This is a genomic window from Streptomyces kunmingensis (assembly GCF_039533535.1).
Lineage (GTDB): Bacteria > Actinomycetota > Actinomycetes > Streptomycetales > Streptomycetaceae > Streptomyces > Streptomyces kunmingensis.
The window spans coordinates 92,899-105,562 of the sequence record NZ_BAAATS010000040.1; the positions used below are offsets into that span (position 1 = coordinate 92,899).

A 12,664-nucleotide genomic window follows, 5' to 3' on the forward strand; every position below is an offset into this window, starting at 1 on the left:
TCAGTCGCTCCCCTGCTTCCGCACGCTGTCGCGCTCGTCGCCATCGGGTACGTGGACCACCGTCTCCAGCTCCTGCAAGGCGAACCCGGAAGCGTGGTCGTACAGAGTGAAACGGAGCTTGTGTGCTCCCGGTTCCCTCGGGGTGAAGGAGAAGACGGCCGGATCGCCTCCTGGGGTGTACTGCACGACGGTGGGGAGGACCACCGCGCCCGTGCGGCACTCCGCCACCACCTCGATGTAGGACAGTTCGGATGCCGGTACGTCCTCCTGCCGCTCCAGGCGCACTTCGACGGACGACGTGCGGTCGACAGCGGCTTCGTCGAGGAGACTGAGACGCGGCTGCCAGGCCGGCCTGGCCGTGCGCAGACGCCAGCGCAATTCCTCGGTCGCCGGATGGTCCGCCCCGAAGACGCGTGCCCATCGGCTCATCAAGTCGCTCTGCCAGTCGAGCGACAAGGGCGCGCCGTTCTCGAGGCGCACCAGGGCGAGTTCGGCGCCGCTCTCCAAGGTGTCCGGGTGGTCGGCGCCCAGCACCCGGCACCTGGCCGCGTGCACCGCCTCGAGCAGGGCTCCCGCGTCCTCGGAACGATCACTGTCGCAGAGCGCCCTGGCGAGTTCGACGGGCAGGCTGGGAAGCTGACCGCTCAGACGCACGGCATAGAACTCGATCACCAGCCCCAGCCGAACAGCCTCCTCGTCACCACCCGGGACCTGCGCGGCTGCCTGTGCCAAGCCGTCATCGGCCGAGACGACGCACACCGCCGCCCGTCTGTGGATCCGGACCAATTGATCCATGTCGGCAGGCCAGTCGGGGTCGCGCTGCAGTCGGCTCTCGGCGAGGAGCAGGTTCCCGATCACCCGCAGAGCCCCGTCCGGGTCTCCCGCCTGTAACAGCGTGTGCGCCAGAACCGCCGACGGACTCCAGGTGCGTCGATGCCCGGCGCCGAACAGGCGCGCGGCGTCGTCCGCCGCTTGCCGAGCCAGTTGCACAGCACGCTGGGCCAGGCCGGTGTCGGCGAGGATCCGTGCCCGGCTGCCGCGCACGGCGGACATCCACTCGTTCTCCTCCGGCAGGATCTCGACGCACCGCTTGAGGAGTTCCTCGAAGAGAGAGGCCGCCCAGACAAGATCGCCGGTCTCCCCGATGGCGAGCGCCAGGCTCTCGCGGCATGCCACCGTGGACAGATGGTCCGCACCCCGGAGCCGATCGCTGTCCGCGACCAGTTCGGTCAGGTGCAGTACGGCCCGCTGTCGCTCGCCCGTCAGGCGCAGGGAGCGTGTCCAGGCCTTGCGTGCGGCCAGTGTCAGGGCGTGCTCCGCGCCCAGGACCCTGCTGTGGTCCTCGACCAGTTCTTCGCGCAGCAGCAGCCCTCGCCGGATGTCCCCGCCCGCGGTGTGGGCCGACGCGAGTTTGACCCGGGCACTGAGTGTGCGCGGATGGTCCGCGCCGAGGATGCGCGTGCAGTCGGCCACCAGTTCCTCGGCCGCCCGCACTGCCCAGCGGGCGGTGGACCCGCCCATGAGGACCCACACGATCGAGTCGCGCACGTCGAGGGTGTCGGTGTGTTCGGGTCCCAGATGCTCCTCGTACTGCTGGAGCAGCGGAAGCAGCTCGTGCAGGGCGCCTGCCCGGTCATCGGCGAGCTCACGCCGCTGGGCCAGCGTCGAGCGGGCCGCCAGCGTGCTGGGGTGGAAGTCGCCCTGGACGCGCGTGCGTTCTGCCACCACGCGCTCGCCCAGCGCTATGGCCTGCTCGTAGTCGTCCCCGTACTCGAAGGCGGAGGCGAGCAGGTTCTGTTCGCTCAGCACCGCGACATGTGTGTCCCCCTGAACCCTGGTGCGGTCGGCCACGAGGGACCGCAGGCCGGTGACGGCCTGCCGGACCCGCCCGGAGCGCATCCACGCGTAGCACAGCCAGGAACGGGCGTTCAGGGTGTCCGTGTGGTCCTGGCCGCGGACCCGGACGTAGTCCTCCACCAGGTGTCCGGCGAGTTCTTCGGCGAGGGCGTAATAGCCCGCGACGATATGTCCCGCGACGAGGTCGAGCCGGACCGCGAGTGTCGCGGGATGGTTCTCCCCGTCGCGCTCAGTCCTCTTCTCGAGCACCGTCATCAGCGTCGACAGCGACTTCTCGTGCCGTCCGGCCGCTCGCTGGATCAGCCCCAGGTCCCTTCGGGCCAGCAGGCTGCGCCAGTGGGAGGGCCCCCACAGTCCGTCCCAGGCCGTGGCCGCGGCCTCGTACAGGGCCACGGCCTGTCGGTGGTTCTGGGCCGCGGAATACGCGTCGGCCAGGTTCTCGCACATGAGCAGCGTGCCCGGAGCGGTCTCCCCCAGCAGCCGGCCGCGAATCTCCCGGAGCCGGGTGAACTCGTCGATGGCCTGCTGGTGGTTGTCGGCCGCCAGGTGGGCCAGTGCCGAACCATTGCGTGCGTCCAGCGTTTTGGGGGTTTCGGCACCGAACAGCCGCGTCCGGTCCTCGATCAACTGCCGGTATTCGTCGATGGCCCGGTCGTGCTGACCGGCAGAGCGCAGAACTCCCGCGCGTAGTTCGCGTGTGTCGATGGTGTGGGGGTGCTCAGGACCCTCGACCCGGGTGCGGTCGGAGATGAGCTCGTCCAGGACGGTGAGCGCCCGGTCGAAGTCGGCGGCCGCCTGGTAGGCCTCCGCGAGTCGCTCGCGGACGCGCAGTGTGCCGGGATGGTCAGGGCCGTGCGCCCGTCTGTGGTCCTCGACCAGTTCCTCGTAGGATCGGGCGGCCTCCTCGTGTCGGCGCTCCGCCGTGAACAAGGCGGCCAGGGACTGCCGTATCGACAGCACACGCGAATGGTCGGAGCGGAGAAAACCCTCCATGTCGGCTAGCAGCCCGCGCAGTTCGTCGACCGCCGTCGTGTGCCGGCCGGCCTCCTGGTGGGCGAAGGCCAGGAGCTCGCGTACCCGGAGCACATGAGGATGTTCCGGTCCGAGCAACTCGACCCGGTCGTTCAGGACTTCGTTGTAGTGCCTGACCGCCTCCCTGACCCGGGCCGCCGCGCGCAGGGTGTTGGCCAGGTTCACACGGGCGGTCAGCGTCTCCGGGTGATCCGCGCCCTGCGCCGTCGCCCGGTCGGTCACCAGCTTCTCGCGTTCGCTCAGGGCGCGCCGGAGATCGCCGGACATCCGCAGCGTGTGGGCGAGTGCTCCGCGGGCCCGCAACGTGTCCTTGTGCAACGCGCCGCGGACCCTCGTGTAGCTCTCGATCACCGCTTCGTAGCAGCGAGCGGACTGGACGTGGTCTCCGCGGAGCGTATGGACCTCCGCGATGTCGTCGCGGTAGTCCAGCGTCGCGGGATGGTCCGGGCCCTGGGCCCGCGCGCTGTCCTTGGCGAGCACCTCGAACAGGCGCAGAGCGGCCTCGGGGCCTTCGGCGTCGACGACGGCGTAGCCGAGCTCCTTCCTGCTGCGCAACGTGTCCGGGTGGTCCGCCCCTTGTACGCGCGTCCGGTCGGCGACCACCTGCCTGTAGATCTCGACGGCCTTCTTCGGGTCCCCCGCGGCCAGGTGCGCCGAGGCGAGCCAGCCCCGGCCGGTGAGCGTGTCGGGGTGGTCGGTGCCGTGTATGGAACTCCTGTCCCGGACGGCCTGTTGGTACAGACGCAGGGCCGTGGGATGCTCGCCGGCCGAGCGATAGGCGTAAGCCAAGTTGGTCCGGCTGTTCAGGGTGTCCTTGTGCTCGATGCCCAGGACGCGCTCACGGTCGGCGACGACCCGCTCGAACTCCTCGACCGCCTTCACATGGCGTCCCGCTGTCTGCAGCGCGTATGCCAGATCGTTGCGGCTCTGGAGGGTGTCCTCGTGGTTGGGGCCCTGAATGCGCAGGCGGGCTTCGACGACCTTCTGCAACTCCTGGACCGCGCGCACCACTTCGCCGGCCTTGCGGTAGGCGTACGCCAGCCGTTGCCGGCTGGTGAGTGTCTCGGGGGCTTCGGCGCCGGAGACGGCGGTGCGGTCGAGGAAGAGGTCCTTGCACAGGCCGACGGCGGTCACCGGGTCTCCGGCCTTGGCGTGGAGCCCGGCGAGTCGATCCCGATGGCCGAGGGTGCTTTCGTCGTCTATGCCCCGTAATTGCGTACTGCAGTCGACAACTCGTTGCATCAGCGGAATGGCCAGAACATGTTGTTCGCGAGCAATCAGTTCTTCCGCTCCCTGGCGGTACATGGCCACGAACTGGGCGTCGGCCTCGGCGTCCTGGGCCGTGCCGGTCTCCGCCAGGGCCTGGATATGGGTGAGGAACGGACTGACGCCGTCCGGTGTCGCGGCGACCGCCGCGGCAAGGGCCTGCTCCGCCCGGCCGCGGGCGGCAGGACCTTGCGGGGCCTGACGCAGGGTGCGCTGCAGAAGCCGGTGCAGGGCGATCCCTTCGGGCCCGACGGCGACCAGGTGGTAGTCGGTCAGCGCCTGTAAGGCCGCTTGGGTCTCCCCGGCCGTACCGCCCATGTGCTCGAGCACCGTCGTGGGAAGTGCCTCGGGGGCGTACCACGCCAGCGAATGCAGCAGTGGGGCCGCCAAGGGGCGGCGGGGCCGGATGGCCTCCAGACTGGTGCTGCAGATCCGGGCCACCGCGCGGGCCGCGCCGCCGTGCAGGCGGTCTCCGGCTTCCTCCGCCGTCCGCCACAGCTTCGCCCGGTAAGCGCCGACCTCGGTTCGTGTCTCACGCAGATAGGCGCGAGCCTGGGCCAGCGCCAACGGCAGCCGCCCCAAGTCGAAGGCGAGCAGCTCCGCCTGCTCCCGGTCGTCGACGCCGCCGCCGGGGGCACACAGCAGATCCACCGCGGCCTCATGACTGAGTACATCGAGGCTGATCAGTTCGGCACTCTCCGGCCAGCCGGTACGGCGTCTGCTCGTCACGAGCTGGTGGCCACGGTCCAACAGCCGGCCGAGGAAAGGAGTGAGGTGCTCCGGCCGTTCGACGTTGTCGTAGACGACAAGCCAGCCGGGGTGCTCCTCCAGCCAGAACAGGGCCCACTCCGTGCGTTCCTTGGGCGTCGCCCACCTCGCCCAGTCCTGATACAGGGTCAGCGCGAGATCGGCCAGGCCGGAGGCGATCTGTTCCTCGCTCTCCGCGGTGATCCACCACACGAGGCTGTACTGATCCCTGTGCTCGTGCGCGTAATGCAGCGCCAGCGCCGTCTTGCCGATGCCGCCCAGTCCGCTCACCGTCATCGCGGACTGCTGGGTGATGACGCCGCCGCCGTCCGCCAGCGAGGCGGCCAGCCGGGCCAGGGCCTCGGCACGGCCGACGAAGGGCTGCTTCGAACGGGTCGGCAGGTTGTTCAGCCCATCCTGAGGAGAGATGCGGACAGCATCCCGTTTCACCTCGGCCGACAGAAAAGTCGCGTGCTGCTCGGCATGCGGATCACTGCCCGGGCGCGAGCTGTCGTCTTCCTGCCCCAATAGCACCGAGCCGCGCTGCACGACTTCTGCGGGCGCGGCGAGTCTCTGCTCTGTGATGATCACCGCTCCCCCAGGCTGCTGATCACCTAGTCCCGTACGTCCCCGCCGACGTCGAACACCCCCGGGCACCCCGGACACCCGTCGGACAAGGGAGGGCCACCGTAGGGACATCCCACGGAATTGTCATCCCCGAGAGCTACGCACCGCCGAAACTCGGCCACTGCGCCGGGGCATGCCGCACGCTTTCGCGCAGCGCCAACCCGGCCTGGGCGCAGGGGATTTGGAGGGCCTCATGCCGGAGCCGTCCACCGAGTTCGGCGAGGAACCGAGGAAGCGGCGACTGCAGACCGACCGAGCCTCGGAGCCGCGCCGGGAAGCACCTGTGCCGCGCGGTGCCCCGGCGGGCTCCACGCGGACGAGCCGACCGATACCGAGTTGCCGCAGGCGACCGTGTTCCACTGCACCTCGGACGGCGCCGAACTGGTGCGCCTGCGCACCCCGGACCTGCTCACCAGGCAACCGGACGCGGTCGTCGGCATCGCCCACGACGTCGACCTGCCGATCCACGACGGCGCCCTGACCGGCCGTCGGCGCCGACGGCCCGACGGGCCTGCGCTCAGGTGCCCAGGAAGGACAACCGGACCTTCCGCTCCGGGTTGTCCTTGTTGGTGTCGACCAGACACACCGACTGCCACGTACCCAGCTCCAGCGCTCCCCCGACCACGGGCAGCGTCGCATGCGGCGGTACGAGCGCCGGGAGTACGTGGTCGCGGCCGTGGCCGGGGCTGCCGTGGCGGTGCTGCCATCGGTCGTCCGCGGGGAGCAGAGTGCGCAGGGTCGCGAGGAGGTCGTCGTCACTGCCCGCGCCCGTCTCCAGGACGGCGATACCGGCCGTGGCGTGGGGCACGAAGATGTTGAGCAGGCCGTCACGGCCTTCGGCGGCTTCCCGCAGGAAGGACTCGCAGTCGCGGGTCAGATCGAAGACCTGTTCCGTGGAGCCGGTGGTGATGTTCAGGACTCGGGTCGTGAAGGTGTCGGACATGGGGCCATTGTCGCCCCGTCGCGCCTTCCGTCCGCCTACGGCACGGCAGCGGCGGCCGCACGTACCGCCCGCAGGGTGATACCCGGGTCCGGACGGTGAGACGGTATTGACCGAGTGTCGACAAGCTGGCTACGTTCTGCCGCATGTTGCGTTCAGTCCTGCTCACCACGCGCGGTCACATCGACCTGCTGCGGGTGGCCTCCGCCGCGTGTCGTCGCGGCCACTGACGCCCTCTCACCTCCCTCGCCTCCTTCTGCCGTCCCGGCTGTCCTTCGCGCCGACGCTTCATTGACGCGCGCCCGTTGACGCGCGCCCACTGACGCGCGCCCGTTGACGCGCGCCCGCTGACGTTGGGGCGCGCCCTCCCCTGCCATGGAGTGCCATGAGCATCAGCCATGCCCCGCCCGCACCCTCTTCACCCGACATATCCGTAAAGCCGGATACGTCGAACCGCTCGCCGGAGCTGGAGGCCCTCGCCCCTTCCTCCGCCCGCCGCACCCGCGTCCCCCGCTGGCTGCGCCGCACCTCCGGCCCGCTCCTCCTGCTGCCCGTCTGGCAACTCCTCAGTTCCACAGGCGCGTTGACGCCCGAGGTGCTGGCGTCTCCGGGCACGATCGCCCGGGTCGGCCGGGATCTCCTCGCCGACGGCTCCCTGACCGGCGCGATGGGGGTCTCCCTGCCACCGCCCTCGCCGACACGAAGAAGTCCGCCGTGATCAAGGACTACCTCGGCCGGCTGCGGCGCGCCCAGGACTGGGGCTACCGGCACCCCGAGGAGTGGGCCAAGGTCTGGGCGAAGGACCCCGGGCTCCCCTACGAGGTCGCGCTCGACGCGGTCAAGCGCACGAACGGCACCCGCGTGACCGTCGCCGTCGACAAGGACGCCGTCGCCTCGGAACAGCAGATCGCCGACGCCTTCATCAAGCTGCAGCTCATCCCCGGCAAGCTCGACTTCTCCTCGTTCGTCGACCCGCGATTCAACGGCGAGCTGCCCGCCTCCACCACCGCCCCCCGCACCTACGGCAAGGAGTCCTGACCTCATGACCGTTCATCTGCACTGGTTCCTGCCGACCGGCGGCGACGGCCGCACCCTCGTGGACCGGCATGCCTTCAGCCAGGGCGCACTGGAACGCACACCCGGCCGCGCCGTCGCGGGAGTGCGCGCACCCGATCTCGACTACCTCGTCCAAATAGCCAAGGCCGCAGAGCAGTTGGGCTTCGAAGCGGTCCTCACTCCGACCGGCACCTGGTGCGAGGACGCGTGGCTGACGACCGTCGCGCTCGCCCAGCACACCGAGCGGCTCAAGTTCCTCGTGGCGTTCCGGCCCGGCGTCATCTCCCCCGTCCTCGCCGCCCAGATGGCATCCACGTATCAACGCCTCACGCAGGGACGGCTGTTGCTCAACGTCGTCACCGGCGGCGACTCGGCCGAACAGCGGCGCTACGGTGATCACCTCGACCACGACCGCCGCTACGCCCGCACCGACGAGTTCCTCTCCGTCGTCCGCGGCGTGTGGGCCGGGAAGCCGTACGACTTCGACGGGGAGCACTATCAGGTCGACGGTGGGTTCACGGCTCTGCCGCCCGACCCGCTGCCGCAGATCTTCTTCGGGGGTTCCTCGGCCGCCGCGGGGCCGGTCGCGGCGCGGCACACCGATGTGTATCTGACCTGGGGCGAGCCGCCGGAGCAGGTCAAGGAGAAGATCGACTGGATCCGGGCGCTCGCCGAGAAGGAGGGACGCACGGTGCGGTTCGGGATCCGGCTGCACACGATCTCGCGCGACTCGGCGCAGGACGCCTGGGCGACGGCGAACCGGCTCCTCGACGACCTCACCCCCGAGACGGTCGCCGCGGCGCAGGCCGCGCTCGGCCGCAGCGAGTCGGTCGGGCAGCAGCGGATGCTGGCGCTGCACGGCGGCACGCGCGAAGGGCTGGAGATCTCGCCGAATCTGTGGGCCGGGGTCGGCCTGGTGCGCGGCGGCGCCGGAACCGCCCTCGTGGGCAGTCATGCGCAGGTCGCCGACCGGATCGAGGAGTATCACGCACTCGGCATCGAGCACTTCGTGCTCTCCGGCTACCCGCACCTGGAGGAGGCGTACTGGTTCGGCGAAGGCGTGATCCCCGACCTCGCCGCGCGCGGACTGCTGCCCGACGGCGCACCGGCCAGGCGGGCCGCTCCGCTGCTGGTCGCGGGCGGACGCTGAGCCCGGCGCGGGGCACGGGAAGATCCCGGGCCCCCGCCGGGTTGGTAGAAGCGTGAACGAGATCGGGGCAGTCGCAGCGGCCGGGGCGGAAGACGGCACCGGCGCGGCGGGCGTACGGCAGGTCGACGTGGTGGTCATCGGCGCCGGGCAGGCCGGGCTGTCCGCCGCCCACCATCTGCGGCGGGTCGGATTCGAGCCCGAGCGGGACTTCGTCGTCCTCGATCACGCGCCCCGGCCCGGCGGCGCCTGGCAGTTCCGCTGGCCGTCGCTCACGTACGGCAAGGTGCACGGGATGCATGCCCTGCCGGGCATGGAACTGACCGGCGCCGACCCCGCGCGCCCCTCTTCGGAGGTGATCGGCGCGTACTTCGACGCGTACGAGAAGAGGTTCGACCTGCGCGTACGGCGTCCGGTCGAGGTACGGCAGGTCCGTGAGGGGGACGGGGGCAGGCTGCTCGTCGAGACCTCCGCCGGGGTGTGGGCGGCGCGGGCGCTGATCAACGCGACGGGCACGTGGGACCGGCCGTTCTGGCCGCGCTATCCCGGCCAGGAGACGTTCCGGGGACGGCAGTTGCACACCGCGCAGTACCCGGGCCCCGAGGCGTTCGCGGGGCAGCGGGTCGTCGTGGTGGGCGGCGGGGCGTCCGGGACGCAGCACCTCATGGAGATCGCTCCGTACGCCGCCGCGACGACCTGGGTGACGCGCCGCCCGCCGGTCTTCCGCGAGGGCCCTTTCGACGAGAACCGGGGGCGGGCCGCGGTGGCGATGGTCGAGGAGCGGGTGCGGCAGGGGCTGGCGCCGTTGAGCGTCGTCTCGGTGACCGCGCTGCCCGTGAACGACGCGATCCGCGAGGCCCGGGCCAACGGCGTCCTCGACCGCCTCCCGATGTTCGACCGGATCACACCGACGGGCGTGGCCTGGGACGACGGTCGGGAGATCGAGGCCGATGTGATCCTGTGGGCCACCGGGTTCCGGGCGGCGATCGACCATCTGGCACCGCTGAAGCTGCGGGAGCCCGGCGGTGGAATCCGGCTGGAGGGCACTCGCGCGGCCCTGGATCCGCGGGTGCATCTGGTCGGGTACGGGCCGTCGGCGAGCACGATCGGCGCGAACCGTGCGGGGCGGGCGGCCGTACGGGACATCCAGCGTCTGCTCAACCAGGGCGCTCCGGTGGCGGCCTGAACCCCCTCAGAGAGCGGCGAGTTGAGCCGCTCCCCCGGGCCGCGGCCCGCTCACCCGTTCTTCTTGGCCTCTTCCTGGTTCTTGTTGAACTCCGCGACGTTCCTCCGCTGTTCCGCGTAGTCGGCGGTGAAACGGGTGTCGCCCGGCTTGACCGTCACGAAGTACAGCCAGTCGCCCCGCGTCGGGTTGATCGCCGCCTCCAGCGCCGCGTCGCCCGGGTTGCCGATCGGCGAGGGCGGCAGTCCTCGACGCGCATAGGTGTTGTACGGGTTGTCGATCCTGGTGTCCTTGGAGCTGGTGTCCAGCGTGGACCGGCCGAGCGCGTAGTTGATGGTGGAGTCCATCTGCAACGGCATGCCGTGTGCCAGCCGGTTGTAGACGACCCGGGCGACCCGGCCCATGTCCACCTGGTTGTCGGCCTCTGCCTGGACGATGCTCGCGACGGTGACCGTCCGATAGGCGCTCACCGCGCTCCCGTCGGCGCCGCCCGTGACCGTCTTGCCACTGTGGAACTTCTTGGTGGCTGTGTTGACCATGTACGACAACACGGACCGCGGGGTCGACTTGTCGTCGAGGGGATATGTCGCCGGGAACAGATACCCCTCGGGGTTGCCGTCCGCGTCACCGGGCAGATCGAGGTCGGCCTTGGGGACGGCCTTCTTGGTGGTGCCGGCCGGTAGCTCGAGCGCCTTGTCGACCGCGTCGTAGACCTGGCCCGAACGCCAGCCCTCCGGAATGGTCAGCGTCGTCGGCTGCTTTTCGTCGTCTCCGGTCAGGGCCAGCGGCACCACGACGGCGGCGGCCACCGCGACGACCCCGGCCGCGATCAGGGCGACGCGGCCTCTGCGCGTGAGTCGGGCCGTGCACCGTCGCGGAGTCTCGTTAGGCATATGAGCACGATAACCCGCTTATCAAAACAAGTAGGACATACAGGGCAGCCAGGTCAGAGGACCGCCCCGATGCCCTCACGCCGCAGTCTCCAGCTGGGCGTCACGCCGGACCAGGGCCGCGTACCGCCCCTCGTGGGCGAGCAGCTCCTCGTGCGTGCCGCGCTCGGCTATTCGCCCGGCTTCCAGGACCACGATCTGATCGGCGTCGCGGATCGTGGAGAGGCGGTGCGCGATGGTGAGGGTGGTGCGGTCGGCCGACAGCGCGTCGATGGCTTCCTGCACCGCGTGCTCGGTTCGGGTGTCCAGGGCGCTGGTCGCCTCGTCGAGGATGAGGATCGGCGGGTCGCGCAGGATGGTGCGGGCGATGGCCAGGCGCTGCTTCTCGCCTCCGGAGAAGCGGTGGCCGCGCTCGCCGACCACGGTGTCGTAGCCGTCGGGCAGGGCGGCTATGTGGTCGTGGATCTGGGCGGCCGCGGCGGCCGCGTACAGCTCCTTGTCGGTGGCGTCCGGCTTGGCGAACCGCAGGTTGTCGGCGACGGAGGCATGGAAGAGGTACGTCTCCTGCGAGACGACTCCGACGGCACGCGCGAGCGTGTCGAAGTCCAGGTCGCGCACGTCCACCCCGTCGACCGTGACCCGGCCGCCCGTGACGTCGTACAGGCGTGGCACGAGATAGCTGAGCGTGGACTTGCCGGAGCCGGTGGGTCCGACGACGGCGAGGCTGCCGCCGGCCGGGACGGTGACGTCGATGCCGTCGAGGATGAGGCCCTGCCGGTCGTCGGCGTCGTAGCGGAACTCGACGTCCTCGAAGCGGACCTCGCCCTTGACGGTGTCCAGGCGGACCGCGTCCTCGCGCTCGGTGATGTCGACGCGCAGGTCGAGGTATTCGAAGATGCGCTGGAACAGGGCGAGCGAGGTCTGGATCTGGACGCCGGTCTGCAGCAGGCTCACCGTCGGCCGGAACAGCCCCTGCTGGAGCGAGACGAACGCGACCAGGGTGCCGATCGAGACGCTCGGGCCGCCGAGCTGGAACGCGATGCCCGCCGCCCAGTAGATGACCGCAGGCATGGCGGCCATGACGATGCTGATGACGGCCATGCGCCAGCGCCCCGCCATGTTCGACCGGACCTCGAGGTCGACCAGTTGGTCCGACTCGTCGGAGAAGGACTTGGTGAGGGAGTCGGCGCGGCCCATGGTGCGGCCCAGCAGAATCCCGCTGACGGAGAGGGATTCGGTGACGGTCGCGGCCATCGCGGCCATCTGCTTCTGCCGCTGAGTGGCGATCTTCTTTCGCTCACGTCCGACGCGACGGGCTATCCACACGAAGACCGGCAGCAGAAGGAGAGAGACGATCGTGAGGCGCCAGTCGAGGGCGGCCATGGCGACGATCGTGGCGACGACGCTCGTCAGGTTCGAGACGAGGGATGTCGCGGTGGAGGTCACGGTCGCCTGCATGCCGCCGATGTCATTGGCAATGCGGGACTGGACCTCGCCGGTGCGGGTCTTGGTGAAGAAGGCGAGCGACATGCTCTGCAGGCGCCCGTAGACCGCCGTGCGCAGGTCGTGCATGACGCGCTGCCCGACGGTCGTCGAGATCAGGGTCTGCAGAACGCCGAAGACACTGGTGACCACGGCGCTGAGGATCATGCCGAGGGCGAGCAGGCTGAGCAGCCCGGTGCGGCCCTGCGGGATGGCGACGTCGAGGATCTCCTTGAGCAGGAACGGCGTCGCGACCGTGACCAGCGAGGCGGCGCCCACGAGCAGGCCGACGAGGGCGAGCCGGGCGCGATAGGGACGGAAGAGGGACAGGATGCGGCGGATCTGCCGAGGCTGGTCCGATGTCCTGGCATCGGGCGGCGGCGTCCAGGTGATTTCGTCGCGGGGCATGGGCCTCCTAGAGAGGGGAGAGCTCGGCC

The 12,664-nt window shown here is 70.3% G+C and carries 7 protein-coding genes and 2 pseudogenes; 5 read left to right on the forward strand and 4 right to left on the reverse strand.

Features of this window, described 5'->3' with window-relative positions; all coding sequences use genetic code 11:
* Entirely contained in the window at window positions 1-5,493 is a 5,493-nt protein-coding gene (gene fxsT, locus ABD366_RS37515; RefSeq protein ID WP_324768638.1) for an FxSxx-COOH system tetratricopeptide repeat protein, read from the reverse strand.
* Window positions 5,494-6,046: 553 nt separating this feature from the next.
* Window positions 6,047-6,472 carry a YjbQ family protein gene (locus ABD366_RS37520; protein ID WP_324768637.1) on the reverse strand — a complete coding sequence of 142 codons (426 nt, stop codon included), beginning with the start codon at window positions 6,470-6,472 and terminating at the stop codon, window positions 6,047-6,049.
* Between the two features lie 143 nt (window positions 6,473-6,615).
* Between ABD366_RS37520 and ABD366_RS43705 the strand changes: the two genes are divergently transcribed.
* From ABD366_RS43705 to ABD366_RS37540, 5 genes and pseudogenes are all read left to right on the forward strand, one after another.
* Window positions 6,616-6,699 carry a putative leader peptide gene (locus ABD366_RS43705; RefSeq protein ID WP_351373514.1) on the forward strand — a complete coding sequence of 28 codons (84 nt, stop codon included), beginning with the start codon at window positions 6,616-6,618 and terminating at the stop codon, window positions 6,697-6,699.
* A gap of 155 nt (window positions 6,700-6,854) precedes the next feature.
* Window positions 6,855-7,151 (forward strand): annotated as a pseudogene (locus ABD366_RS37525) (ABC transporter permease); the annotation flags it as partial.
* Between the two features lie 5 nt (window positions 7,152-7,156).
* Window positions 7,157-7,507: pseudogene (locus ABD366_RS37530) on the forward strand (ABC transporter substrate-binding protein); the annotation flags it as partial.
* Between the two features lie 4 nt (window positions 7,508-7,511).
* On the forward strand, window positions 7,512-8,675 hold the full coding sequence (locus ABD366_RS37535) for an LLM class flavin-dependent oxidoreductase (protein WP_324768636.1): 1,164 nt from the start codon (window positions 7,512-7,514) through the stop codon (window positions 8,673-8,675).
* Window positions 8,676-8,736: 61 nt separating this feature from the next.
* A complete protein-coding gene (locus ABD366_RS37540; protein WP_324768682.1) occupies window positions 8,737-9,858 on the forward strand; it encodes an NAD(P)-binding domain-containing protein in 1,122 nt (373 codons plus the stop codon).
* Between the two features lie 50 nt (window positions 9,859-9,908).
* Here ABD366_RS37540 and mltG read toward each other — a convergent pair whose 3' ends face one another.
* Both mltG and ABD366_RS37550 read right to left on the reverse strand, forming a co-directional pair.
* A complete protein-coding gene (gene mltG, locus ABD366_RS37545) occupies window positions 9,909-10,748 on the reverse strand; it encodes an endolytic transglycosylase MltG (RefSeq protein WP_324768635.1) in 840 nt (279 codons plus the stop codon).
* Between the two features lie 75 nt (window positions 10,749-10,823).
* Window positions 10,824-12,635: an ABC transporter ATP-binding protein gene (locus tag ABD366_RS37550; RefSeq protein ID WP_324768634.1), complete on the reverse strand. Its 1,812-nt coding sequence runs from the start codon at window positions 12,633-12,635 to the stop codon at window positions 10,824-10,826.
* Window positions 12,636-12,664 lie beyond the last annotated feature (29 nt).

What these genes read in the sequence shown, in the direction of transcription:
- ABD366_RS37550 (WP_324768634.1), bottom strand. Translation starts at nt 12,635, where the DNA reads ATGCCCCGCGACGAAATCACCTGGACGCCGCCGCCCGATGCCAGGACA.
- ABD366_RS37520 (WP_324768637.1), bottom strand. Translation starts at nt 6,472, where the DNA reads ATGTCCGACACCTTCACGACCCGAGTCCTGAACATCACCACCGGCTCC.
- mltG (WP_324768635.1), bottom strand. Translation starts at nt 10,748, where the DNA reads ATGCCTAACGAGACTCCGCGACGGTGCACGGCCCGACTCACGCGCAGA.
- ABD366_RS37535 (WP_324768636.1), top strand. Translation starts at nt 7,512, where the DNA reads ATGACCGTTCATCTGCACTGGTTCCTGCCGACCGGCGGCGACGGCCGC.
- ABD366_RS43705 (WP_351373514.1), top strand. Translation starts at nt 6,616, where the DNA reads ATGTTGCGTTCAGTCCTGCTCACCACGCGCGGTCACATCGACCTGCTG.